The 23,605-nt window shown below is 67.4% G+C and carries 24 protein-coding genes; 13 read left to right on the forward strand and 11 right to left on the reverse strand.

The features are described from left to right. The first annotated feature begins 37 nt into the window (after window positions 1–37). The 3 genes from FQ137_RS11350 (at window position 38) to FQ137_RS11360 (ending at window position 2,232) form a co-directional block, all read left to right on the forward strand. Complete coding sequence (locus FQ137_RS11350) at window positions 38–634, forward strand: peroxiredoxin (RefSeq protein ID WP_149292474.1); 597 nt, start codon at window positions 38–40, stop codon at window positions 632–634. Beyond that, window positions 631–1,155 carry a carboxymuconolactone decarboxylase family protein gene (locus FQ137_RS11355; RefSeq protein ID WP_149292475.1) on the forward strand — a complete coding sequence of 175 codons (525 nt, stop codon included), beginning with the start codon at window positions 631–633 and terminating at the stop codon, window positions 1,153–1,155. The genes FQ137_RS11350 and FQ137_RS11355 overlap by 4 nt, the downstream gene beginning before the upstream one ends. A 177-nt stretch (window positions 1,156–1,332) precedes the next feature. Next, window positions 1,333–2,232, forward strand: a complete 900-nt coding sequence (locus FQ137_RS11360) for a hypothetical protein (protein ID WP_149292476.1) — start codon at window positions 1,333–1,335, stop codon at window positions 2,230–2,232. Window positions 2,233–2,321: 89 nt separating this feature from the next. Here the strand turns inward: FQ137_RS11360 and FQ137_RS11365 are convergent, their stop codons facing one another. From FQ137_RS11365 to dut, 4 genes are all read right to left on the reverse strand, one after another. Further along, on the reverse strand, window positions 2,322–2,957 hold the full coding sequence (locus FQ137_RS11365; RefSeq protein WP_149292807.1) for a DUF3159 domain-containing protein: 636 nt from the start codon (window positions 2,955–2,957) through the stop codon (window positions 2,322–2,324). Window positions 2,958–3,070: 113 nt separating this feature from the next. Next, window positions 3,071–3,331 (reverse strand): hypothetical protein, encoded by a 261-nt coding sequence (locus tag FQ137_RS11370; RefSeq protein WP_255584038.1) that lies wholly within the window; start codon window positions 3,329–3,331, stop codon window positions 3,071–3,073. Between the two features lie 169 nt (window positions 3,332–3,500). Continuing rightward, on the reverse strand, window positions 3,501–4,358 hold the full coding sequence (locus FQ137_RS11375) for a DUF3710 domain-containing protein (protein ID WP_149292478.1): 858 nt from the start codon (window positions 4,356–4,358) through the stop codon (window positions 3,501–3,503). Window positions 4,359–4,437: 79 nt separating this feature from the next. Beyond that, window positions 4,438–4,917, reverse strand: coding sequence for a dUTP diphosphatase (gene dut / locus FQ137_RS11380; protein WP_149292479.1), 480 nt, complete (start codon window positions 4,915–4,917; stop codon window positions 4,438–4,440). Window positions 4,918–4,971: 54 nt separating this feature from the next. Between dut and FQ137_RS11385 the strand changes: the two genes are divergently transcribed. Beyond that, window positions 4,972–5,478: a DUF3093 domain-containing protein gene (locus FQ137_RS11385; RefSeq protein ID WP_149292480.1), complete on the forward strand. Its 507-nt coding sequence runs from the start codon at window positions 4,972–4,974 to the stop codon at window positions 5,476–5,478. Between the two features lie 31 nt (window positions 5,479–5,509). Here the strand turns inward: FQ137_RS11385 and FQ137_RS11390 are convergent, their stop codons facing one another. Beyond that, a complete protein-coding gene (locus tag FQ137_RS11390) occupies window positions 5,510–5,812 on the reverse strand; it encodes a DUF4193 domain-containing protein (RefSeq protein ID WP_149292481.1) in 303 nt (100 codons plus the stop codon). 203 nt (window positions 5,813–6,015) lie between these two features. On the opposite strand from FQ137_RS11390, the gene cei reads away from it, so the two are divergent. Continuing rightward, a complete protein-coding gene (cei, locus tag FQ137_RS11395) occupies window positions 6,016–6,654 on the forward strand; it encodes an envelope integrity protein Cei (protein WP_149292482.1) in 639 nt (212 codons plus the stop codon). On the opposite strand, the gene FQ137_RS11400 is transcribed toward cei, so the two are convergent. Next, entirely contained in the window at window positions 6,644–7,519 is an 876-nt protein-coding gene (locus FQ137_RS11400) for an inositol monophosphatase family protein (protein ID WP_149292483.1), read from the reverse strand. The genes cei and FQ137_RS11400 overlap by 11 nt on opposite strands. A gap of 159 nt (window positions 7,520–7,678) precedes the next feature. On the opposite strand from FQ137_RS11400, the gene ppgK reads away from it, so the two are divergent. Next, complete coding sequence (gene ppgK, locus FQ137_RS11405) at window positions 7,679–8,524, forward strand: polyphosphate--glucose phosphotransferase (protein ID WP_149292484.1); 846 nt, start codon at window positions 7,679–7,681, stop codon at window positions 8,522–8,524. A gap of 178 nt (window positions 8,525–8,702) precedes the next feature. Next, entirely contained in the window at window positions 8,703–10,094 is a 1,392-nt protein-coding gene (locus FQ137_RS11410; protein ID WP_149292485.1) for an RNA polymerase sigma factor, read from the forward strand. 141 nt (window positions 10,095–10,235) lie between these two features. On the opposite strand, the gene FQ137_RS11415 is transcribed toward FQ137_RS11410, so the two are convergent. Together FQ137_RS11415 and FQ137_RS11420 are read right to left on the reverse strand one after the other, a co-directional pair. Beyond that, window positions 10,236–12,077: a DEAD/DEAH box helicase gene (locus tag FQ137_RS11415; protein ID WP_188064913.1), complete on the reverse strand. Its 1,842-nt coding sequence runs from the start codon at window positions 12,075–12,077 to the stop codon at window positions 10,236–10,238. Next, on the reverse strand, window positions 12,070–12,315 hold the full coding sequence (locus FQ137_RS11420; protein ID WP_149292486.1) for a DUF3039 domain-containing protein: 246 nt from the start codon (window positions 12,313–12,315) through the stop codon (window positions 12,070–12,072). Before FQ137_RS11420 ends, FQ137_RS11415 begins: the two co-directional genes overlap by 8 nt. Window positions 12,316–12,373: 58 nt before the next feature. Here FQ137_RS11420 and FQ137_RS11425 point away from each other — a divergent pair, with 58 nt between their 5' ends. The 4 genes from FQ137_RS11425 to FQ137_RS11440 all read left to right on the forward strand — a co-directional run bounded on the left by FQ137_RS11425 (window position 12,374) and on the right by FQ137_RS11440 (window position 16,048). After that, window positions 12,374–12,892, forward strand: a complete 519-nt coding sequence (locus FQ137_RS11425) for a DUF3099 domain-containing protein (protein ID WP_149292487.1) — start codon at window positions 12,374–12,376, stop codon at window positions 12,890–12,892. Further along, complete coding sequence (locus FQ137_RS11430) at window positions 12,889–14,484, forward strand: methyltransferase (RefSeq protein ID WP_149292488.1); 1,596 nt, start codon at window positions 12,889–12,891, stop codon at window positions 14,482–14,484. The genes FQ137_RS11425 and FQ137_RS11430 overlap by 4 nt, the downstream gene beginning before the upstream one ends. Further along, on the forward strand, window positions 14,481–14,918 hold the full coding sequence (dtd, locus tag FQ137_RS11435) for a D-aminoacyl-tRNA deacylase (protein WP_149292489.1): 438 nt from the start codon (window positions 14,481–14,483) through the stop codon (window positions 14,916–14,918). Before FQ137_RS11430 ends, dtd begins: the two co-directional genes overlap by 4 nt. Before the next feature lie 161 nt (window positions 14,919–15,079). Next, window positions 15,080–16,048 (forward strand): sigma-70 family RNA polymerase sigma factor, encoded by a 969-nt coding sequence (locus FQ137_RS11440; protein ID WP_149292490.1) that lies wholly within the window; start codon window positions 15,080–15,082, stop codon window positions 16,046–16,048. Window positions 16,049–16,253: 205 nt separating this feature from the next. Here the strand turns inward: FQ137_RS11440 and FQ137_RS11445 are convergent, their stop codons facing one another. Both FQ137_RS11445 and FQ137_RS11450 read right to left on the reverse strand, forming a co-directional pair. Continuing rightward, window positions 16,254–19,004 carry a bifunctional GNAT family N-acetyltransferase/acetate--CoA ligase family protein gene (locus tag FQ137_RS11445; protein ID WP_149292491.1) on the reverse strand — a complete coding sequence of 917 codons (2,751 nt, stop codon included), beginning with the start codon at window positions 19,002–19,004 and terminating at the stop codon, window positions 16,254–16,256. 97 nt (window positions 19,005–19,101) lie between these two features. Continuing rightward, entirely contained in the window at window positions 19,102–20,334 is a 1,233-nt protein-coding gene (locus FQ137_RS11450) for an acetoin utilization protein AcuC (protein WP_149292492.1), read from the reverse strand. Window positions 20,335–20,562: 228 nt separating this feature from the next. Between FQ137_RS11450 and FQ137_RS11455 the strand changes: the two genes are divergently transcribed. Both FQ137_RS11455 and galE read left to right on the forward strand, forming a co-directional pair. After that, window positions 20,563–21,252, forward strand: coding sequence for a metal-dependent transcriptional regulator (locus tag FQ137_RS11455; protein ID WP_149292493.1), 690 nt, complete (start codon window positions 20,563–20,565; stop codon window positions 21,250–21,252). Next, window positions 21,249–22,229 (forward strand): UDP-glucose 4-epimerase GalE, encoded by a 981-nt coding sequence (galE, locus tag FQ137_RS11460; RefSeq protein ID WP_149292494.1) that lies wholly within the window; start codon window positions 21,249–21,251, stop codon window positions 22,227–22,229. Before FQ137_RS11455 ends, galE begins: the two co-directional genes overlap by 4 nt. Window positions 22,230–22,240: 11 nt before the next feature. Here the strand turns inward: galE and FQ137_RS11465 are convergent, their stop codons facing one another. Next, window positions 22,241–23,365, reverse strand: coding sequence for a DUF4192 domain-containing protein (locus FQ137_RS11465; RefSeq protein ID WP_149292495.1), 1,125 nt, complete (start codon window positions 23,363–23,365; stop codon window positions 22,241–22,243). Window positions 23,366–23,605 lie beyond the last annotated feature (240 nt).

A 23,605-nucleotide genomic window follows, 5' to 3' on the forward strand; every position in this document is an offset into this window, starting at 1 on the left:
TGTACGTCCGACACAGGCATATCCTCAGGAGGATCACATGGCTCTTCTCACCATCGGCGATCAGTTTCCCGACTTCGAACTCACCGCGCTCAAGGGCGGTGACCTGCGGGCCGTTAACGCCCAGCAGCCGGAGGACTACTTCGAGACCATCACCAACCAGTCCTACGAGGGCAAGTGGCGCGTGATCTTCTTCTACCCGAAGGACTTCACGTTCGTGTGTCCGACTGAGATCGCCGCGTTCGGCAAGCTCGACGAGGACTTCCAGGACCGCGACACGCAGATTCTCGGGGGCTCGATCGACAACGAGTTCGCACACTTCAACTGGCGCGCGACCAATGACGACCTCAAGACCGTGCCGTTCCCGCTGCTGTCGGATATCAAGCACGAGCTGATCCGCGCCCTCGGAGTCGAGAACGCGGACGGCGTCGCCGATCGCGCGACATTCATCGTCGACCCGGACAACGTCATTCAGTTCGTCTCGGTGACCCCGGACGCCGTCGGCCGTAACGTCGACGAGGTGCTGCGCGTCCTCGACGCTCTCCAGTCGTCCGAGGTCTGCGCCTGCAACTGGCAGAAGAACGACCCCACCAAGAACATCGACAAGATGGAAATGCTGCAGGAGGGCATTAAGTGAGCATCGAGAACCTGAAGTCCGGACTCCCCGAGTTCGCGAAGGATCTCAAGCTCAACCTAGGGTCACTGGCGCGCTCGACCGAGCTGAGCGAACAACAGCTCTGGGGAACGTTCCTCGCGACCGCCGCCGCCACACGGTCGGCGACCGTCTTGTCGGAGATCGCCGACGAGGCACGCGAGCACCTGTCGGATGAGGCCTTCAACGCCGCTCTCGGCGCCGCCTCGATCATGGCGATGAACAACGTCGCCTACCGCGCCAAAGAGTTCTTGGGCAACGACTACACCCAGGTCCGCATGGGCTTGCGGATGAACATCATCGCGAATCCAGGCGTGGAAAAGGCCGACTTCGAACTCTGGTCGATGGCCGTGTCCACGATCAACGGCTGCGAGAACTGCACCGCTGCTCACGATGACGTCATCCGCAAGGAGGGCGTCACCAAGGAGCAGGCGTGGGAGGCAGTGAAGATCGCCAGCACGATTTCCGGTGTCGCACAGGCCGTCGAGATCGACGCGAACCTCTGATTCACACCGTCTCGGTGACTGCAGGCCCCGCTGACATCATGTCAGCGGGGCCCAGTCGTCTCCCTGGGATGTGAAGCGGACGGCGAGTTGCCCCTCCCACACATGGCTTCTCGGCACTAGGTTCAGCTATAGCCTCGGGGAACTCCCCGGCGGCGCACCTAACGATCTGGAGACGTCATGACAACCGGAGGTACCCCGACAGGGGACGGCTTCCCGAACGATCCGAACAGTTCAGGCCAGCCGGGCTGGGGCCAGGGCTACGGGGACCAGGGGCAGGGATACGGCTACGAGCCCTACCCCGGGCAGAGTTACGGAGACCAGGGATTCGGCCAGACGGGGTACGGGCAACAGGGTTACGGTCAGCAGAGTTATGGCCAGCAGCCATTCGGCGACCCAGCCTACGGCGGGCAGTACGCCCACGGCGGTCCCGGCGGGGGCCCGCTCATGCGCAAGGTGTCACCGACCCAGGCCGTCAGTGCCGGGTGGCAGATGTTCAAGAACAACCCGCTACCCTGGGTTCTCATCACGCTGGCGAGCATGGTGGTCAGCGGAATCGCGGGCCAGTTCGCCAACTCGGATTCCGCGACAGTGGTGCTCTTCGCGCAAATCCTCTCCTTCCTCGTGGGCATGCTCTTCCAGGCATTCGTCGTCCGCGGCGCCCTTCTCGAGGTGGACGGGCACAAGCCCGCGATCAGCGACTTCTTCAAACTCCATAACTTCGGATGGTTCGTCGTCGCCGCGATCCTCGTGGGAATCGCCACGGTCATCGGCGTCTTCGCCCTGATCATCGGCGCGGTCGTCGTGGCATTCTTTCTCTACTGGACGCAGTATTTCGTCATTGACCGCAACATGACCGCCACCGACGCCGTCGTATCGAGTTTCAACGCGATCAAGTCTGACGCGGGCAGCTTGTTCGGGTTGGCCGTCCTCAACGTCCTCATCATCCTGGTGGGCGCGCTGGCCTTGCTCGTCGGCCTGTTCGTGGCGATCCCCGTCACCACACTCGCCTCGGTCTACGCGTACCGGATGATCACTGGCCCGAGCGACTTCTCTCGCGCTGCGACCGCGGTGGTCTGAACTCTGTAGAACGGCCCCGTCACCGCAGGAGAACGAAGCCCCGATGACCTTTCGGTAGTCGGGGCTTTGTCACGTCGAGGTGCGCGGCGTCACGGCATGCCAGCGCCGTCCTCTGGGTCGGCACAGGCCCCGGTGTCCGGGACAGACTTATACTCCGATCCCTTCTCGTGTACGGACGCCCGCCGGACCGCCCAGATCGTTCCGAGGAACGCCACGAGAGCCAATGGCCATCCCATTCCGATACGCGCAGCGCCCAACCAGTTGACCTCATCATTGAGGTAGAGCGCGTACTGCAAGACGGCCCGGATCGCGAAAAGTCCTGCCCAGAACGACGTCGCCACGGTATACCAGCGACGGGCCGAGGGGATGCGACGCCAGGCCATCCCTCTTCCGTCAAGAAAACCCCAGATCACCCCGACCAAGGGCCAGCGGACTAACGCCGAGATTGCGAAGGCCGCGCCGTACACGGCCTGGGTAATGATGCCGTAGAGGAAGTACCCCTTCGCGTCCCCGGTCCGCCAGGCGATGAACACACAGATTGCCACACCGAGGAATCCCGAGATCGCCGGCTGCGGGTTTTCCCGACGTCCTAGCGACCAGGCGAGCATCGCCACGGCGACGCCAAGCGCGCCCCAGATGGCCGTCGTCAGGCCCCAGAATCCATTGATAGGAACAAAAACGAGGATCGGGATCGACGAGTAGACCAGTCCCCGGATTCCGCCCATCTGATCGATGAGGGACGCGTCGGGATCACCGAACGCGGCCTTCCTGCGCGGAGCTCCCGATTCGTCCGGAGTTGCACCGGCGTCGGATGCCCCTGCCTCCGGTAGAGGCTCTGTCACGCGATTCCTCCCCGCTCGGGGCGAGGCTGTTCGTCTAGCAGCTCGTAGCGCGGGTTGTACATGATCTTGTGTCCGTGCCGCATGCCGACCCGTCCGATGACGCGGACGAACCGTCCCGTGTCGATCCCCGGGATGGTGCGACGCCCGAGCCAACACACTTCGACTGCCCCGGTGCCGTCGAAGACTTCTGCGGTGAGACCCAGAAAGTCCTCTCCCCCGCACGTCTCCACCGTGCGGATGCGCCCGGTGAGCGTCACGTGATCCCCCCGCGAGACAGTCGCGACATGCGCGCATCCCGTGCGGTGAACCCGCCCCGCGAGATCGGCTGCGTCGAGGAGCTCGACCGGATCTGTCAGCCGGGAGGTCAGATTCTTGAGCGTTCTCGGTAACGGCACGGTCAGCTCCCGAGTCGCTGATCAGCGTTCGTCACAGGTCATCGTCCCCGCTGCGAAGGCGATCCATTGCGCTTCCCTCCCTACGCGGGGACCCGGGCGCACCGCCCGTCGCCGCCGGAGCGGCAGGCTGCGCCTGGGGGCTCTGGGGTTGTGGGCTCTGGGGTTGAGGGCCGAGTGATTGTTGGGATTGCGCCGACGGTTGGCCGTCCTGGCCGGCCGCCATCTGTTGCTGGAAGGCTTGGGCCTGCTGCTGGGCAGCAAGCTGGGACTGCGCCTGCGTCAGCGCCTGCTGGATCTCGTCCGGAATAGTCAGCGCGAGCTGTTCGCGGACCGGCATCGGACCGTCTCCACGGTTGATGAGCAGGTGTCGGAAGACCTCGCGCCCCTCCTCCGCAGCCTGTTCCGCAAGTTCGGGAGTTGCCATGACACGAACCTCAGCCGTCCACCGGTTGCCGTCAACGCCGATCGCACGGAATACCGCCCCCGGCAGAACCGCCACCAGTTCGCGCCCCCACGGACCGTCCACCACCGAGACGTCGTCGCTCTGCTGCTCGAGCTGTTCACGCATGCCGGTGACCATCGCCCGCCACTGGCCCGCTGACTTGGGCGCGGCGAACGCCCGTGGAATGACCCTCGAAACCTGGGTGACCACATGGAACTCGGGCTGGCCGTTCGGGTCCAGTGCGACGTTCAGGTCCCGACCCTGTGGAACGCCGATGACCAGGGATCCGAGGTCGATGTGGCCCCACCCGAGCGCGGTGTAGTAACCGGCGACGTCACCGACTGACGAGCGGTCAAGGGGGCCCGTCGTGGACGGGGCCTGCGACTCCTGCTCGGCGGCCGCGGTGGTGTCGGGAGCCCCGGTCACCGGCTTCTTTCGTCCGAACATGGTGGAAATCCTCTCCCCGTGCGACCCGGTCCCGAACGGGACCGTCTCGATCGACGCTACCCAACGAGGTCGGCGCCGGTCAGGTCAGGCGGTGGTGTCCGCCAGTCGATCCGTGGCCGCCTTCGCCCCGGGATGTCTCGTCGAGCTCGTCAACCTCGACCACCTGCCACAGCTCGACTCGCTGGATCAGGAGCTGGGCGATCCGATCGCCGCGCCCGATGTGGACCGGTTCGGAGGGGTCCAGGTTGATGAGGTTTATCTTGATCTCCCCGCGGTATCCGGCGTCGATCGTGCCCGGCGAATTGACGATCGACAATCCTGCGCGCGCGGCCAGTCCGGACCGTGGATGGATCAGGCCAACGAAGCCGACGGGAATCGCTGCTGCGACCCCCGTCCCCACGAGGGCTCGATGTCCCGGCGCCAACTCGCACTCGTGCGCGGCGTGCAGGTCAATACCGGCATCGGTGGCGTGCGCCCGGACGGGCAGGGGAAGGCCGCCGTCCAGACGGCGTACCCGCAGCACCCCGCCGGTTCCGTTCGCGTCGTTCGGATTGCTCATGGCGCTTCCGCCCTCCTGCCGGGTCCGGCCCGGTTGCTCGATACTCTTGAAGTCGTGACCGAAGAAGATCTCCGCCCACCGCCCGACCGAGCGCCACGTCCGGTCCACTCGGAATCCCTCCGCGTCCCGGCATGGTGGTGGGTACTGCTCGCCGCGGTCACCATCGTCGTGGTGGCCCAAGCACTCATGATCGGCGCCCGATGGTGGATGTGGCTGCTGGTGGTCGTAGTCCCCGCCCTGCTCGCCTGGTTGTTCATCTCCGTCGGCCGAGCGAGGATCGAGGTCGAGTCCGACGGGCAGGGAGGAGGGACCCTGTACGCGGGGCGAGCCCGCCTGCCGTTCGACGCCATCGCCCGCAGCGCGGTGGTTCCCGCCACCGCCAAACAAGCCGCCATGGGTCGGCAGCTCGATCCCGAGGCCTTCGTAGTCCACCGTGGATACATTCCCACGATGGTGATCGTGGTCCTCGACGACCCGATGGATCCCACTCCGTACTGGCTCATCAGCACTCGTGACCCCGAGGGGCTCGCGGCGGCGCTACCGGACAACCACTACAGCTGACCGCCGGCCGCCTCCGCCGCGAAGGTACAGACTAACCAGCGCAGTCCACGCAGATCGGCATCCCGTCACGCTCCTCGGCGAAACGGCTGCGGTGATGCACCAGGAAACACTCGCCACAGGTGAATTCGTTGTCCTGCTTCGGCACGACTCGAACGGTGAGCTCTTCGCCTGACAGGTCGGCGCCGGGCAACTCGTAGGACTCGGCGGTCTCCGTCTCGTCCACATCGACCTCGCCGGTGGCTCCCTCTACTCGGCGGGCCTTCAGCTCCTCCAGCGAATCTCCGGTGAGCTCGTCGGCCTCGGTCCTGCGGGGGGCGTCGTAGTCGGTTGCCATGAGTCTCTTTTCTGCGGGTCAGTGTGGGGGGCGCGCGAATCGGTCGTGGAGCGACCAGCGCACGCATAGTAACGGAATATCCCAGCATTTTCATCCGCCGAAACTGCCAGTGCGCCGACCGAGACAATGAGTACCCGACGATTACAGTGGTGAGCCAGGGCCCGCCGCGGCTCGCACCCCGTTCACCTGCAGGAAAGGCCCTCATGGTCGTCCACCTCAGCACCCAGGCGACGCCGAGTCCGACCCCCACGCGGGGGCTCCAACTTCTGCGTTCCGCCTATGTCGTTTTCTTGGTGGTTGTGCTGGCGCTGGGAGCCCTAGTCTGGGCCGCCGCCCTGCGTGGCAACGACGCCGCGACGCAGGCAGCAGCCTGTCCTCTGACACCCATGGCCGAGGATGTTGGACTGCGCGAACAACCCGCCGACGCGCTGGACGGGATCGATCCGGCCACACTCAACGAGACCCGGGTACGCGTACTCAACGCGAACGGACAGAGCGGTCAGGCCGGGGCCGTCGCCGCGCAACTCGCCGAACGCGGTTTCCAGACCGCGGGCTCGGATGCCATTGGCAACGATCCGGTCTACGGGCAGGCACTCGAGTGCCATGGGCAGATCCGCTACGGCGACGCGGGAAAGGCGACAGCGAGATCACTCTCACTCGCGGCACCGTGCATGCAACTGGTGGCCGACGGCCGCGAGGACGACACGGTCGATCTTGCCCTGGGCACCATCTTCTCGAGGCTGTCCGACTCGGCGGCAGCCGTGGGCGCACTCGACGAACTCAAGGTCGGACGCCAGCCAATCTCCGCCGAATTGGACGCCGCGCGCACCGTCAGCTGCTGACCGCGCCCGAAAGGTCTGCGAGAAGCGCCAGGAAATCATCCGCCACGCCGGGCGTCGCAGCGGTGGTCGGAACCCCGTCGTCGGCAGACACGGCCACCACTGCACCAGCCTCTCTCGCGACGAGAGCGCCAGCGGCGTAGTCCCACGGTTTCAGACCCCGCTCGTAGTAGGCGTCCAGTTGGCCACCCGCCACCATGCACAGATCCAGCGCCGCCGATCCGCACCTCCGGATATCTCGCACGCGCGGCAGGAGACCCGACACCACTCGCCCCTGCTCGACTCGCATTTCGGGGTCATAGGCGAACCCGGTACCCACAAGGGCCAGCGACACATCCTCACACCCCGATCCCCGTAGCGATCTGGTTGCACCGTCGACCACCCGCAGAGTCGCACCGCGGCCGAGTCCTGCGGACCAGGTCTCGCGGGTGACGATGTTGTGCACCGCCCCCGCCACCACGAAGCCGTCCACCTCCGCGGCCACCGAGACAGCCGTGAACGGAATGCCGTAGAGCAGGTTGACGGTCCCGTCGACCGGGTCGACCACCCAGCGCACACCGCCCCCGCCAGGGGGTCCTGCATCGGCACGGCTCGGTTCGCCGCCCTCCTCACCCAGTACCCGGTCTCCCGGCCGGGACGATTCGATCTCCTCGCGCAGATGCGTTTCCACCGAGGTATCGATGACGGTCACCGGGTCCGTCATCGACGTCTTCGCCCGCGATTCCAGGCCAGAAGGCCCGAACTCGGCGAGCATCCGCCGGGCGACGTCACCGCCGGATGTGGCCAACCGCTCCGCGAGCGCGCGCAACTCGTCGATGAACTCCGGGCCAGTTCGGCCGACCGCCGCGCCCGATCCCCGCTCCGTCATGTCTAGCTCCTCGTCGTCGTATTCCTGTTCCACTGCGGTGATGAACCCGCCGGGCGGTGCGACCGACAGATACCCTGGCAGTCGCCCCACGCCCATCGTGCCCCGACGGCCCGGGCACCTGACGACCCACGCCCACGGCCCGCCACCCAGGAGCCCGACATGTCCATTCCAGTTCCCTCCGCGACCAACCTCCTACGGGACACCCCGACTGGCCTCGGCGTCGACGTGGGGGGCACCGGGATCAAGGTGGGGCTAGTCGACCTCACACAGGGCGAGCTCATCGGCGACCGGCTCGTGCGGTCGACCCCCCAACCGGCCACGCCCGACGCGATCGCCGGAGCCATCAGCGAGATGGTCGAGGAATTCGACTGGGCAGGTCCCGTCGGGATCGCCCTGCCGAGCGTCATCCACGAGGGTGTGGCGCGGATCGCCCACAACATCGACAAGTCGTGGATCGGGTGCGACGTGGGCGAGTTGTTCGACCGGCACCTTCCCGGCCGCCCAGTCCTCATGCTCAACGACGCCGACGCCGCCGGGTTGACCGAAGTGCATTACGGCGCCGGAGAGGGCGTCGACGGACTGGTGATCCTGTTGACGTTCGGTACAGGCATCGGCTCCGCCCTCCTTCTCAACGGGAAGCTCCTACCCAACTCCGAGTTCGGGCACCTGATCGTCGAGGACATCGCCGGCCGTGGATTCGACGAGGCCGAGCACCTCGCCTCCGCCGCAGTTCGAGCACGCGACGGGCTGAGCTTCGCCGAATGGGCCCCACACGTGTCCAACGTCCTGCGCTCGATCGAGGACCTGCTGTGGCCCCGTGCGTTTGTGCTGGGCGGCGGGGTCAGCGAGGCCGCAGACGAGTGGTTCCCGCTGCTGGAGAACCGCACCCCCGTGCGACCCGCGGTCCGGCTCAACGATGCCGGGATCATCGGTGCGGCGCTGTATGCAGCCGGGCATTCGGGTGTCCTCGACCTCAGCGGGGCTCTACCAGACGGCGGTGTCTGACCCTGACCAACCCCGCCGGGTGCGACCCCCCGGGCGGAATCTCGTTACAATGGCCCATGCCGGGAACACGTACCGGCCGGGGACGGGCCCGGTACCGCAAGGCGGACGGCTCGAGTGTCTGCAGAAGGCGGCATCGCTCCCCGATTCCCATCAAGTAACCGGTTGTGAAGGGGCGTTTGTGGCAGCCACGAAGACCACCAGTTCGGATTCCGCGGCGAGCGGCGATCCGTTGGGCGCCGAGGTCACCGGCGAGGCCCCCGCCAAGAAGACCGCCGCGCGCAAGGCGCCCGCGAAGAAGACGGCGGCCAAGAAGACCGCCGCGAAGAAGGCCCCGGCCAAGAAGACGGCCGCGAAGAAGACTGCCGCCAAGAAGACGGCGGCGAAGAAGACGGCGGCTAAGAAGACCGCTTCCCCGACGAAGCCTGAGGGCGTCGACGGCGTCCAGGTTGATGACGAGCAGACCGACGCCCCGGAAATCGAGCCGGACACAGCAGAGCTTGAGGACGTCGAGGTCGATGTCGAGGACGTCGAAGCCGACGAGGAGACCAAGGAAGAGCCCACCGCCAAGGACAAGGCGTCCGGCGATTTCGTCTGGGACGAGGACGAGTCAGAGGCACTGCGCCAAGCGCGCAAGGACGCCGAACTGACTGCTTCGGCGGACTCCGTACGCGCCTACCTCAAGCAGATCGGCAAGGTCGCCCTCCTCAACGCTGAGGAAGAGGTCGAGCTGGCCAAGCGCATCGAGGCCGGCCTCTACTCCACCTGGTTCATGGCGCAGGTTGTCGAGCGGGGCGAGAAGCTCACCACCGCCCAGCGCCGCGACTACAAGTGGATCGAGCGGGACGGCGTCCGCGCCAAGAACCATCTGCTCGAGGCAAACCTGCGACTCGTCGTCTCGCTGGCTAAGCGCTACACCGGCCGCGGTATGGCGTTCCTGGACCTCATCCAGGAGGGCAACCTCGGACTGATCCGTGCTGTCGAGAAGTTCGACTACACCAAGGGCTACAAGTTCTCGACCTACGCCACCTGGTGGATCCGACAAGCCATTACTCGGGCCATGGCCGACCAGGCCCGCACCATCCGCATCCCGGTGCACATGGTGGAGGTCATCAACAAGCTCGGCCGTATCCAGCGCGAGTTGCTCCAGGATTTGGGCCGCGAGCCCACCCCGGAGGAACTTGCCAAGGAGATGGACATCACTCCCGAAAAGGTGCTGGAGATCCAGCAGTACGCCCGGGAGCCCATCTCGCTCGATCAGACCATCGGTGATGAGGGCGATTCGCAACTCGGTGACTTCATCGAGGACTCCGAGGCTGTGGTGGCCGTGGACGCCGTGAGCTTCACGCTGCTGCAGGACCAGCTCCGTTCCGTCCTCGACACACTGTCTGAGCGTGAGGCGGGCGTGGTGCGGCTACGCTTCGGCCTCACCGACGGATTGCCGCGCACTCTCGACGAGATCGGGCAGGTCTACGGGGTCACGCGCGAACGCATCCGGCAGATCGAGTCCAAGACGATGTCGAAGCTGCGCCACCCGTCGCGTTCCCAGGTGCTGCGGGACTACCTGGACTGACCTGGCCACGCACAGTGGGCCCTCGCCGAGAATTCGGCGAGGGCCCACTGTCATCTGCCAGAAGGGTGGCTGGCTACGGCCCGTCAGGGCGTCCGGGAGTGTCCGACGCAATCAGAGTGAGTGCCCCCGCAACCCCGTTAGCTACCAGCTGCGAAGCAAGGTGATCCGTTCGCGGATCTGCTCGGCCGAGGCCATTGGCACTGGCGGGCCGCCGCATGCGTTGCGCAACTGGGAGTGGATCGCACCGTGCGACTTTCCCAAGCGGCCTGAGTACACCGACACGAGGGTGTTGAGCTGACGCCGCAGATCCTTGAGCTCCGCAGCGGAGGCCACCCGCTCCGCGGCGGCGCCGGCGTGCGCGCCGGGACCGGCGGCATTACCGGGAATCGTCGCACCGGAGACTGTCGGGTCGGCACCGACGACCGCGACAGACCCGGCCCCGGACGCAGACTGCGCGGAGGTGCGTTTGATCTGCTCCTTCTCGCGTTGCCGTAGCAGGGCCTTCACATCGTCGGCGCCCAACAGGCCGGGTAGCCCGATGTAGTCGGCCTCCTCCTCGCTTCCCGCGAATGTGGCCGTGCCGTAGGACGACCCCTCATAGACGATCTGGTCGAGCTCCGCGTCGGCGCCGAGGGAGATGTACCCCTTGTCTTCCTCGTCCGCGTTGTCGGGCTCGTCCTGTCGCTGGTTGGCCTGCGCCAGCAGCTCGTCCTCCAGGCCGTCCTCCCGGTGCGGCTTGCCCAGAACGTGGTCTCGCTGTGCTTCCATCTGCGAAGCCAGCTGGAGCAGCACGGGAACGGATGGCAGGAACACCGACGCGGTCTCGCCGGGCCGGCGAGACCGGACGAACCGCCCGATCGCCTGAGCGAAATACAGGGGGGTCGACGCACTGGTGGCATACACGCCCACGCACAGGCGCGGCACGTCGACGCCCTCTGAGACCATCCTGACTGCGACCATCCACTCGTCGGTGGAGTCGGCGAAGGTGCCGATCCTGCTGGAGGCGGTGGGGTCGTCGGACAGGACGAGTGTCGGCGTGCTGCCGGTGATCTCTGTGAGCAGGGCCGCGTACTCCCGCGCTCGTTCCTGATCGGTGGCGATGACGAGTCCGCCCGCATCAGGGACGCCGCCGGCGCGGATCTGCCGTAGCCGGGTATGCGCGGCCTGGAGAACCGCTGGCATCCAGTCACCGTGGGGGTCGAGGGCAACACGCCAGGCGCGGGACGTCTGGTCGGCACTGAGCGGCTCACCGAGCCGGGCCGAGAACTCTTCACCCGCGTTACTGCGCCACCGGGCCTCTCCGGAATACGCGAGGAACACCACCGGGCGGACCACGCCGTCGGCCAGTGCATCGGCGTAACCGTAGGAATGGTCGGCCTTGGACCGCTGGTGTCCCTGGCCGTCGGGCTCGTAGGTGACGAACGGAATTGGACTGTCGTCGGACCGGAAAGGTGTACCGGTCAGCGACAAGCGACGCTCCGCGTCCTCGAACGCCTCACGAATCGCGTCTCCCCAACTCTTGGCGTCGCCGCCGTGGTGGATCTCGTCGAGGATCACCAAGGTGCGTCGGGAAGCGGTCCGTTCCCGGTGTTTGAACGGGTGTGCCGCTACCTGGGCGTACGTCACCACCACGCCGTGAAATTCAGGTGCGAGGGCACCCGAGGTGTTGGAGTACTCGGGGTCCAGGGCGATGCCGGCCCGCGCAGCGGAAGCAGCCCACTGGTACTTGAGGTGTTCGGTGGGGGCCACCACGGTGATCGAGTCGACAGTGCGGTCTGCGAGCAGTTCGGAGGCGACTCTCAGTCCGAACGTCGTCTTTCCGGCCCCCGGTGTCGCCACGGCGAGGAAGTCCTTCGGACGCGCCATGAGGTACTTGCGCAGGGCGGTGCGCTGCCAGGCGCGCAGCGACGAGCCCCCGGCCGGTAAGGCTGTGGATTCTGCGGTCTGTTCGTCTGGGCCCGGGACCGCGCCGGGGTCACTCACCAGGCTTCAGAGCTTCGTAGACGCGCTTACACTCCGGGCAGACCGGCGATCCGGGCTTTGCGGAGCGGGTGACGGGGAATACCTCACCACACAGGGCGATCACGTAGGTGCCCATGACCGCGCTCTCGGCGATCTTGCTCTTATCCACGTAGTGGAAGAATTTGGGTGCGTCGTCCTGCGTCTCCTCGGTCGTCGTGACCTCGGGACGCTCGAGTGTCTTCGTCCGGGTGGTGCTCACCCCCTCATGATGCCGCACCCCACCGTCGTGGCGCCAACGCCGGAGTACCTTGGGCCCCATGGCACCCGACTTCCGCCGTCAACGATCCGGGGATCGGGACGACACCTCGAGACCCGTCCTCATCACAGGCGCGCGGCAGTCGTATCACGACGAACTCGCGGCCCGGAAGAAGCGATATTTCCTACTGATGAGCGTGCGGATTCCCGCCCTCTTCCTCGCCGCGGGATCGCTGGCGCTCTGGCACAATCCGTGGATAGCGTTGGCGATCGTGGCGGGGTCCATCCCTATCCCCTGGATCGCAGTCATCGGCGCCAACGACAGGCCTCCGCTCCCCAAGGGGCAGGCACGGACCTACTCGGCGGGGCGACTCTCGTCGAACACCCCGTACTCTCTGCCACCCAGCCTCACCGGCACCGACGGACCGTCCGCACGCGCTGGCGGCCCCGGCACCGGAGAGCTCCGCCTCGGTCCGGACGAGACCACCCGGGCTTCCCGGGCGCACGATTCCGCCCCCACCGACTTCACCACCCCGACCGACCCCACCCCATCCACCAACGAGAGCGACCCCGACCAGTGACCAGCCCGACCCCGACGCTCGCCGACCTCGCCCCCGTGCTGGCGGAGGCGTTCCGTCAGCACGACTACACGGTCGAGGGGCTGGAGCGGGCACTGGGGCCGGAAGCGGTCTCGTCGCTGGGCAGATCCGATGCCGCGGTGGTACGCCGTCATGCACTCGGGGCGGGTGCGGTCGGATCGCTCGTCCGACTGTTCGTGTTGGGTGACCCACTCCCCCAATCTGAGGTGGCCGCGGTGCTGCCCGGGGTCCCGGCGCGGGCCGGCGTCGACGCCGGCTTGTGGAGCGCGGTCGACGACGGAGCCTCGGTTCGTGCGGCGATCGACCTCCGCCCAGTGGACACGGGCTACGGAACCCGCTGGGTGTTCGCGGACGTCGACGGATCGATGGTCCACACCTCGACCCGACCCGATCACGTGCTTGGAGTGGGAGAGGCGACGCTCTCGTTACTGCGTGTCACGCCCACCTCCCCCGCAGAGTCCGTCCTGGATTTAGGCACCGGATGCGGGATCCAGATGGTCCACGCGTCGGAAACCGCCCGCTCGGTTACCGGCACCGACATCACCCCGCGGTGCCTCGAGCTGGCGGCCGCCACATTGGCCATCAACGGGCAGCAGGCCGAACTCCTGCGCGGCCCGTGGTTCGAGCCCGTTGCGGGGCGCCGGTTCGACCGCATAGTCGCGAATCCCCCGTTCGTGGTGGGCCCGCCCGAGACCGGCCATTCCTACCGCGAATCGGGTCTGGAACTCGACGGTGCCAGCCGGACCGTCGTGTCGGGCGCGCCCGACCATCTGGTGGACGGAGGCACCGCGGTCCTGCTGGCGTCGTGGGTGGAAAGGGAGGACACCGACTGGCGGACTCACGTCGCGTCGTGGGTGCCGGCCGAAGGGGTGGACGCGTGGGTCGTCAGGCGCGACGCATCCGACCCCGGCCTCTACGTATGGACCTGGCTCACCGACGAGGGCATGGACACGCGCGACGGGGCCTACTCGCGTGCGGCGGGCGCCTGGCTGGACCACTTCGCTGAGGAGGGAGTGTCTGGGGTCGGCTTCGGGTATATCTACCTGCGGCGGATCAACGGGCCATCGTCGGTGCTGTGTGAGGACCTCACCCATCAGTTCGGGGAGGGCCTCGGAGATGAGGCGGAGGCGTACTTCGCACGTACCGCGTGGTTGCGAGAGGCTACGGAGCGACTCGGCGGGCAGGACCGCGCACTGGATGCCACGGTCTTCACCGTATCGCCGGATGTCCACCTGCACGTCTCGGAAGCCCTCGGCCCCGCCGGGCCTGACGCCGGGGGCTCCCCGGGCCCATCGACGGTCGTGGTGGAGCGCGTCACTGGCGCTCGATGGCGGCACGAGATTGACCCCCTCACGGCGAGCGTCTTGCGGGGGGCGCGGACCGGTGCGCTGCCGCTGGAGGACCTGGTGGTACTCGCCGCGGTGGGCGCCGGGGAGGATCCGGACGTCCTCGCCGTCCCGGTCCGACGGGTGGTCGCGGACCTGTTCATCCACGGGTTCATCGTTCCCGTCGGGGTGTCGGGACTCCTCCCCCCGGGGGTCGCCGCCGCCGCGCCGGTGGAGACGGCGGGATGAGGGCGGTGGTGTCCCGGGTCACCGAGGCTTCGGTGACTGTGGAGGGCGAGGTCGTCGGGGCCCTGTCGCGCCCCGGGTTGCTGGTGCTGCTCGGGGTGGCGAAGGACGACGACGAGGCCGACGTCGCGACGATGGTCCGCAAGATCTCGGAGCTGCGGATCGTGCAGGAGGAGCGCAGCGCCGCGGAAGTGGGCGCCCCGATACTTGTCGTCAGCCAGTTCACCCTCATGGGCTCGACCGCCAAGGGCCGGCGCCCGTCGTGGTCGGGGGCTGCACGAGGTGAAGTGGCCGAACCTGTGGTGGATGCCGTCGTGCGGGGGCTTCGGGAGCGTGGACTCGAGGTGGCCACGGGAGTCTTCGGCGCGATGATGCAGGTCCACTCCGTCAACGACGGCCCGGTCACTGTTCTGGTGGAGACCCCCGGCTCCGGTTAGCGCGGTGTTCGTGACCGATCGTGACCGAGATCATCGGCCCGGGAACAATCCCGGCGCTCCCGCCGTTGTGTAAGTACGTGACCGTGACCCGGCCACGGGCCTGATCGGTCCACCAGCAACCGAAAGCCGGCCTCGTCACAAAGCCGGCAGGAGGAGGAGACATGACGTCAGCCACCACCCGATCGGACCGTCGGACGGAGGCGGAACCGGATGGTCAGAGCCCGAGCGCTGACCTGGTCCGTGTCTACCTCAACGGTATCGGCAAGACGGCACTGCTGAACGCTGAGGACGAAGTGGAGCTGTCCAAGCGGATCGAAGCCGGTCTCTACGCCAAGCACCTACTGGAGACCAAGAAGCGTCTGGGTCCGGTCAGGAAGGCCGACCTCAAGGTGGTCGTCGCGGAGGGCGAGGCTGCCCGTGCCCACCTGCTCGAAGCCAACCTCCGGCTGGTGGTCTCGTTGGCCAAGCGCTACACGGGCCGCGGGATGCCGCTCCTGGACCTCATCCAGGAAGGCAACCTCGGGCTAATCCGTGCAATGGAGAAGTTCGACTATGCCAAGGGCTTCAAGTTCTCCACTTACGCCACTTGGTGGATCCGCCAGGCGATCACCCGCGGCATGGCCGATCAGTCACGGACTATCCGACTGCCCGTCCACCTCGTCGAGCAGGTCAACAAGCTCGCCCGGATCAAGCGCGAGCTTCACCAGCAACTCGGCCGCGAGGCGACCCTCGACGAGCTCTCCGAGGAGTCGGGGATCCCCGCGCACAAGATCGAGGAACTGCTGGATCACTCGCGTGACCCGGTGAGTCTGGACATGCCGGTCGGCGCGGACGAGGAGGCACCGCTGGGTGACTTCATCGAAGACGCCGAAGCCACCAGTGCCGAGAACACCGTGGTGACCAACGTGATGCATTCCGATGTTCGCGCGGTCCTCTCCACCCTCGAGGAACGCGAGCAGCAGGTCATCACGCTGCGCTTTGGCCTCGACGACGGTCAGCCCCGCACCCTCGACCAGATCGGTAAACGTTTCGGGCTGTCTCGCGAGCGGGTCCGGCAGATCGAGCGCGAGGTCATGGCCAAGCTCCGCGAAGGTCGGCGCGCCGACAAGCTCCGGTCCTACGCCGTCTGATCGCACGCGCCTGATCACGAACCCCCGGATTCTCGCGAGCCCACGGCACCGCGAGTTCAGGACCTCAGGGCCCCGCCTCTCCCCCATCAGGACAAGCGGGGCCCTTCCTTCCGTTCGGGGCCGGGCTGCTCGGTACGCCCGCGATACGCGGCGTCCCCACGCGCTGTGTACGCCTGGCGGGCCTGGTCGCTCGGTGGCCTCATTGCTAGCGCAGTCGGCGGGGACCTTCATCGCCGCTGAACCTGGGCGGCGGGCCCAGCCTGACCGTCGCATAGAGGACGGCCAGGCCGTCGGGCTCGGCGAGCGCCGGGTCCACCGACAGTCGGCGCATCTCAGGTATGTCGTCGACAAGGCATGAGACGCGCCCCATGAGCTCGACCAGCGCGCCTCGATCGACCGCCGCGTCGCCTGCATAGCCGTCGAGGATCGCTGCGGCACGGGGCCGGTCGAGTAGCGCCGCCGCCTCACCGGGTGAGATCGGCAGTGTGCTGAACGCCCGGTCAGCGAGCAGATCCGACAGCATGCCGGCAAGCCCGAACGAGATGAGGGAACCGAAGATCGGGTGGTCGGCTACCCGGATGGTGACGGCGACGCCCTTGGTGGCCATCTTCTGCACGTGCAGGGCCCGCGAGCCGGTGGTGGACTGAAGGAACGCGAAGGCGTGGCGCACCGCGGCGGAGTCGACGAGGTCGAGTCGCACGCCGGACTGGTCACTGCGGGTCCGCCATCTGTCACTCATCGCCTTGACTGCCACCGGGTATCCCAGTTCGTCGGCGGCCATCACGGCCTGCTCGACATCGGTCACGACTCGATAGTCGACGATGTCGATCCCGTAGCACTCCAACAGTGCGCGGACCTGGCCTTGTGTGAGCTCGAATGACTCGGTCCCGGCATGGAGTTGGCACAGTGAATCCACCAACTCCCGTGCGCGGGCACGGTCGATGTCCTCGTACTTGGCCGGCTCCTCGGCAGGCTTGTCGAGCCACTCGGCGTACCGTCGGGCACGCACGAGTGCGGACACGGCCCGTTCCGGATACGGGTAGGACGGTATGGAGCCGCGGGCCGCCACCCCGGACTCGTCGGTCACGGTCAGTCCCTCCGGCAGCCCCTCTCCGGCGAGGAACGTACTCACCACCGGCTTCGTGCTCTCGCCTGCCGCGGCACGGATCGCCTCGGCGTACGCGTCGGGTTCCGTCGCGACGGGGGGCACGAACACCGTGAGCACGGAGTCCACCTCGTCACGCTTGAGAACGTCCGTGATCGCGTCGCGGAACTCGTCGGGAGACGCGCTGGCCCCCAGGTCGACCGAATGCGCCACGGTGAAGCCCTGCTGACGGGCGGCGTCCCCACCGAGGCGTCCGACCGCGGAGGAGTTGCCGACGATTCCCAGACGACCACCTGCGGGCAGCGGCTGGTAGGCCAGCAGCGTTGCGGTGTCGAACATGTCGGTGATGGAGTCCACCTGGATCAGGCCCGAGTCACGGAACAGCCCACCGATAGCGTTCGCGGTGAGCCCCTCGACTCCCGACTCCAGGTCGTCAACCGCGCGACGGACCACCACCACCGGCTTGTTGCGGGCAACGCGCCGAGCGATCCTTGAGAACTTGCGCGGGTTACCGAAGCTCTCCAGGTAGAGCAGCACCACCTCGGTCGCCGTGTCGGTGTCCCAGTACTGCAGTAGGTCGTTACCGGAGACGTCGGCGCGGTTGCCTGCGGAGACGAACGTCGACAACCCCAGGCCGCGCCGCGCCGCTGCGGCGAGGATGGCGATACCGAGCGCACCCGACTGACAGAAGAACCCTGTGCGGCCGGGACCAGGGACGAACTCGGCCAGGGTCGCGTTGAGCTGGACATCGGCGGAGGTGTTGATCACCCCGAGCGCGTTGGGGCCTACCACTCGCATCCCGTGGGCCCGCGCCTCGCTGACCAGGCGTCGTTCGGAGACGACCCCGGCGCTACCGACGTCGGAGAATCCCGCGGAGATGACGACGAGCGTTGACACCCCCTTTGACAGGCAGTCATCGAGGACCTCCGACATCGACGCGGCCGGCACCGCCACGACCGCGAGGTCCACGGGATCCGGAATGTCCCGGACGCTGGCGTAGGCGCGTACGGACTGCACCGACCGAGCGTCGGAGTTGACGGGGTAGACGGGTCCGGAGAAGCCGCTCCCGATGAGGTTGCGCAATACTGTGTGGCCAATCTTGCCCACCTGGTCCGAGGCGCCGATCACTGCGACGGAACCGGGGTTGAGGACTCGCGCCAGACTCCGCGCCTCCGCCGCCGCCTCCCGCGAATTCCGAACGTTCGTGAGCGCTTCGGTGGGGTCGATCGCGAACTCGAGGTGCAGTGTGGAGCCGTCGAAAGAGCGGGAGATCTCGTACCCGGCCCGCCGGAACACCTGGATCATCGATCTGTTCTCCGAGAGCACTTCGGCCTCGAAGTGGTCGATTCCGCACTCGGCTGCCGCACCGGCCAGGTGCTCGAGAAAAATCGACCCCAGTCCGCGTCCCTGGTGCTGATCCGAGATCGTGAAGGCAACCTCCGCGAAAGTCGAGTTCGGCAACCGTTCATAGATCGCCATGCCGATGACCTCCGCGCCCAGCTCGGCGACGAACGCCATCCGGTCGCGGTAGTCGACGTTCGTCATCCGGTCCAGTTCCCGCTCGGACAGGACATCGTGCGACCCGAAGTAGCGTAAATAGCGCGTGCGATCGGACAGGCTGATGTGGAACCGGGAGATTTTCTCGGCGTCGTTGGGCAGGATCGGCCTGACCCGCACTGCCCTCCCGTCGGAGCCGAGCACGTCCGCAGCCCACTCGTGGGGGTAGCCCGCCGGGTACTCCTCGACCGAGGTGTCGGTCGAGGCGTGCTCGGGCGGGTCTACCGCCGGGGTGGAGTCGGTAGGGGTCTCGGTCGCCGTGTCACCGTTCGCGCGGTCGCCGGGGTGCGCCATGGGGTCCTCCAGGGACTGTGGGTCGGGGTCGAAGAGGGCAGGGTCGAAGGGGCGGTGTCGTCGCGGGGTGAGCGCCGCCGGGTGAGCGGCGCGGTGATCAATCCCGGGGATCGTCCGGGTCTAATCCCAGTAGGGGGTAGACCGATCGGCGGGTATCGAGGATCGACTGGTCGAGTCTGGCCAGAGAGCGGTCCATCTCCGCCCCGCGGTCAGCTCCTGCGGGCTCCCACGGGGCGAAGGTCGGTTCCTCTCCGTCACCCATGGTTAGTGGCACGCGGTCGGGGACGGTGAACCGGCCAGCCGCGGACCGCCACCCTTCCGGGATCGCCGTGGTCGGGTCAACCGAGACCCCCAGCACTGCGGCGATGAGGTGCGTCCACGACCGCGGGACCACCCGCACCAACTCGTAACCACCGCCGCCGATAGCGATCAGGCGGCCCTCGCAGAGCTCGTCAGCCAACGCGATGACATCCAGGTAGGACCGCCGGTGCCCGTCGACGGTCAACGACAGGTCGGCGAGCGGGTCCTCACGGTGCGAGTCGCACCCGGCCTGCATGACGATGATCTGGGGCTCGAACGCCCGCAGCACACCCGGGACCACGGCGTGGAAACCCCGCAGCCACAGCTCATCGGTGACCGCGGGGAGGTACGCCAGGTTGACTGCGGTGCCCTCGGCTCGGCCGACGCCGGTCTCCGATGCCCAGCCCGTCGACGGCCACAGGGTGGCGGGATGCTGGTGCAGGGACACGGTCAGGACCCGCGGGTCCTCGTAGAAGGCGGTTTGGACGCCGTCCCCGTGGTGGACGTCGATGTCCACATAGGCGACACGGTCGTATCCGTTGTCGAGCAGCCAGCTGATAGCCACAGCTGCGTCGTTGTAGACGCAGAACCCCGCCGCCGCGGCGGGCATGGCGTGATGCATCCCACCGGCGACCGATACCGCTCGTATCGCGGCCCCGCTGGCGATGGCCCGGGCTGCGGCCAGGGTGCCGCCCGCAACCGCGGCACTGGCTTCGTGCATAGCGGGGAATGTCGGGTTGTCCGCAGTCCCCAGCCCGTGGCTCATCCCGACGTGCTCGCCAGGGGGCAGGTCGCCAGCGGCCTTGACGGCATCGATGTAGCGGGACGTGTGCACACGCAGGAGCTCGTCATCGCTCGCTGACCCCGGGTCCAGCATCTCGACGCCCTGCAGGACTCCGAGCTCGGTCGCCAGCGACATCGTGAGGTCGAGTCGCCGCGGACTCATGGGGTGATCGGCGGAATGCCGATACTCCAGCAATGACGGACTCCACACGACCTTCGCCGCAACGCCATCCCCGATCCCGGCCATCTCCACCGCCCTCCCATGGGCCGGGTCGTTCCCGGCCCGAGCACCCCGGCGATCAGTGGGGCACGTCACCGCCGAATCTACGCGGGTGGCGCCGGACCCCGCACCGGATCGTCCGCTCTCCACCCCGGTAGGTAACCCGACGGTAAGCTCGGTGTCGGAACTCGGTCGGCGCTCTCGTCTGCCGGGCGAACAACACCTGTCGAAGAAGTGAACGTGGAGGACTGCACCGTGAAGGACCTGGTGGACACCACCGAGATGTACCTCCGCACAATCTACGAGCTCGAGGAGGAAGGCGTGATCCCGCTGCGGGCGCGCATCGCGGAACGTCTCGAGCAGAGTGGACCTACTGTGAGCCAGACCGTCGCGCGGATGGAGCGCGACGGGTTGGTTCTGGTGGCCCCCGACAGACATCTCCAGCTCACCGCGACGGGAAGAGATCTCGCGGTGGACGTGATGCGCAAGCACCGCCTCGCCGAGCGACTCCTGGTCGACGTGATCGGGCTGGAGCTCGAGAAGGTCCACGCCGAAGCGTGCCGGTGGGAACACGTGATGAGTGACGACGTCGAGCGGCGCCTCATCGAGGTCCTCGACGACCCCCGTACCTCTCCCTACGGAAACCCCATCCCTGGGCTGGAGCGGATCGGGTATCCCGCCTCCGCCCTGGAAGATCCGAAACAGGTCAGGCTCTCGGCTCTGGAGAGTGACGTGCCGCATCGGGTCCGGATCCGGGCGATCGGCGAGAACGTGCAGATCGACACCGAACTGATCTCCGAATTCCGGGCCGCCGGAGTCGAGCCGCTCAAGACCGTGACCGCCACCCGCCGCGGGCACCTCGTCGAGCTCGACTCCGGGGAGGGCCACACGGTCGAGCTGGATGGCGACCACGCCCACGCGATCCAGGTCGAGATCATCTCGTGAAGCTCCTCGTCACCGGCGGCGCCGGGTATGTCGGCGGGGTCTGCGCAACGGTCCTGATCGAGCGCGGCCATGACGTTGTCGTGCTCGACGACCTGTCCACGGGCAACCTCGACGGAATTCCCGAGGGTGCGACTTTCGTCGAAGGTGACGTGGCCGACCGCGCCCCGGATGTCCTCGACTCCTCGTTCGACGGCGTTCTGCACTTTGCCGCGCGCTCACTCGTCGGCGAGTCCGTCGAGAAGCCGGAGGAGTACTGGCAGGGGAACGTCGTCACGTCCCTGGCTCTCCTCGACGCCATGCGGGCGGCCGGGGTGGGCAATCTGGTGTTTTCCTCCACCGCCGCGACGTACGGCGAGCCCGAGCAGGTCCCCATCACCGAGCAGATGCCCACTCGGCCGACCAACACCTACGGGGCCACCAAACTCGCGATTGATCACGCGATCACCTCGTACGCGACCGCGCACGGCCTCGCCGCGACGAGCCTGCGCTACTTCAACGTGGCCGGGGCGTACCGTGGCGCGGGCGAGAACCGGGTGGTGGAGACCCACCTCATCCCCCTCGTCCTGCAGGTGGCCCTCGGCCACCGCGCCGACATCAAGGTCTTCGGCGACGACTGGCCCACCCGCGACGGCACGTGTATCCGCGACTACATCCACGTCGCCGACCTCGCGGACGCCCATGTGCTGGCACTGGAGACCAACTCGCCCGGCATCCACCGGGTGCTCAATCTGGGTAGCGGTGAGGGCTTCTCCGTCCGTGAGGTCATCGACGTCTGCCGGGACGTCACCGGCCACCCGATTCCGGACGTCGTTGCCCCGCGGCGGGCCGGTGACCCGGCTGTGCTCGTCGCCTCCAGCGCAAAAGCGATCGCGGAACTCGGGTGGAATCCCTCCCGCACAGACCTACGCACGATCGTCGAGGACGCATGGGCATTCACCGGGGCCCTCGGCGACCGCGCCCACTCGGCTCCGCGCTGATCCAGAGCGACTCAGGCGACCGCCGCGACTCGCCTGAGTCGCTCCGGTGTCAGTCCGGCGTGCAAGCTCTGAAGCAGAAGCCGGGCCAAAGAGTTCCCGTCGTCGGCGTCGAGGGATGCCGATAACGCCGACCAGGCGTGAACCCCGCTCCCCGCGAAATATGCCGCCGCACCGAGCAACAGCAGCGCCACCGAGCGTTCGCGCCCCGGCCTCCGGCGTGCAACCTCCCACCACAGGAGCCGACGGCCGTCGCCGTCGCCCAGGCCCCGTAGCGCCAGACATCGGTAGATCTCATCACGAACAGCGATCACCAGCATGTCCCGCCCGATCCCGGCGAGCTCGTCGTCGTCGACCTTCTCCCCCATCTCCAACCTGCGCGCGGCGTCGTCGTGGTATTTCACCGCTTCCGTCACCACACGCGCCCCGACCACACCCTCCGGCCCCGGTTCGTTAGGATCCACATCGCACGCATCGGAGTCACGCGCCTGGTACAGGCAATCGATCTCGTCGCGCGAGCCAGCCCTGACCCGGCCGTCGTAGGCGTGGACCGCCGCGATCTGGGTGGAATCGGGATCGAGTTGGACACCGCGTACCATCCCGAACAGATCCACCCACGGCGCACCCTCGGCGAACTCGCCGACCCCGTACGCCGCCGCGACCTCGGTCCCCACCGCACCCAGCCAGTACTCGAACGCCGACGCCGCGTCCTCTGCGCGGAGGCCCGCGAGATAGTCCTCTACGCAGTCCTCTTGCACCACCACCAGATGGACGGACCCGATACCCTCCCGGGCACAGAACTGGGCAAGACCGCGCGCGGGGCCGGGGTCGATCGCGGGGCGAAGACCTCTCGCGTCCCCGTCGTCGGGACTCTCGCCGGGATCGTCGTCGACACCATTTCTAAGCTCATCGTCGTCGGGATCACCCCGCCCGGCCTCCAACAAGCCGTCGACGTCCATCCGGACGACCGGCCCCTGTCCCCCGTCCGCCATCTCTCCGCACATCACCACCACCGACCCTGGGCCGGGCGGAAACCCGAGCATCGCCGGTATCGACGCGATCAACTCCTCCGGCGAGGTGATCACCACCGTCGCCCGTCCGCTTGCTCCGTCATCACTGATCGACTCGCCAGCTGTCATCGTCCCCATCCGTCTCATCACTCGCGCGTCCTGAACTCCGTGCCGGGGCCAGGTCCGCAGGTGCCGCGCACCGGTCCCACCCTCGGGGATGACAGCCGCGCCCACAGGCGGCGGAAGCCGTTTCGCGCGCGTGGCTGTGGAGGCGGGCAGGGATGTGGGAAACGGCCAGCGAACAAGCCACGGGGAATCAACCCAGCCGCATTGTCGTTGACTCAGGTGTGAGCCCACGTCCGCGATGGA

Origin of the sequence: Dietzia sp. ANT_WB102 (genome assembly GCF_008369165.1) — a bacterium.
Classification (GTDB): Bacteria; Actinomycetota; Actinomycetes; order Mycobacteriales; family Mycobacteriaceae; genus Dietzia.

Excerpts from the sequence above, each read along its gene's own strand:
- FQ137_RS11365 (WP_149292807.1), bottom strand. The coding sequence starts at position 2,957 with ATGGGCGGAATCCGGGGACTGGTCTACTCGTCGATCCCGATCCTCGTT.
- FQ137_RS11465 (WP_149292495.1), bottom strand. The coding sequence starts at position 23,365 with ATGACAGCTGGCGAGTCGATCAGTGATGACGGAGCAAGCGGACGGGCG.
- dut (WP_149292479.1), bottom strand. The coding sequence starts at position 4,917 with ATGAGCAATCCGAACGACGCGAACGGAACCGGCGGGGTGCTGCGGGTA.
- FQ137_RS11375 (WP_149292478.1), bottom strand. The coding sequence starts at position 4,358 with ATGTTCGGACGAAAGAAGCCGGTGACCGGGGCTCCCGACACCACCGCG.
- FQ137_RS11400 (WP_149292483.1), bottom strand. The coding sequence starts at position 7,519 with ATGACGGAGCGGGGATCGGGCGCGGCGGTCGGCCGAACTGGCCCGGAG.
- FQ137_RS11390 (WP_149292481.1), bottom strand. The coding sequence starts at position 5,812 with ATGGCAACCGACTACGACGCCCCCCGCAGGACCGAGGCCGACGAGCTC.
- FQ137_RS11450 (WP_149292492.1), bottom strand. The coding sequence starts at position 20,334 with ATGGCCGGGATCGGGGATGGCGTTGCGGCGAAGGTCGTGTGGAGTCCG.
- FQ137_RS11350 (WP_149292474.1), top strand. The coding sequence starts at position 38 with ATGGCTCTTCTCACCATCGGCGATCAGTTTCCCGACTTCGAACTCACC.
- FQ137_RS11440 (WP_149292490.1), top strand. The coding sequence starts at position 15,080 with ATGACGTCAGCCACCACCCGATCGGACCGTCGGACGGAGGCGGAACCG.
- ppgK (WP_149292484.1), top strand. The coding sequence starts at position 7,679 with ATGTCCATTCCAGTTCCCTCCGCGACCAACCTCCTACGGGACACCCCG.
- FQ137_RS11360 (WP_149292476.1), top strand. The coding sequence starts at position 1,333 with ATGACAACCGGAGGTACCCCGACAGGGGACGGCTTCCCGAACGATCCG.
- dtd (WP_149292489.1), top strand. The coding sequence starts at position 14,481 with ATGAGGGCGGTGGTGTCCCGGGTCACCGAGGCTTCGGTGACTGTGGAG.
- FQ137_RS11425 (WP_149292487.1), top strand. The coding sequence starts at position 12,374 with ATGGCACCCGACTTCCGCCGTCAACGATCCGGGGATCGGGACGACACC.
- cei (WP_149292482.1), top strand. The coding sequence starts at position 6,016 with ATGGTCGTCCACCTCAGCACCCAGGCGACGCCGAGTCCGACCCCCACG.
- FQ137_RS11445 (WP_149292491.1), bottom strand. The coding sequence starts at position 19,004 with ATGGCGCACCCCGGCGACCGCGCGAACGGTGACACGGCGACCGAGACC.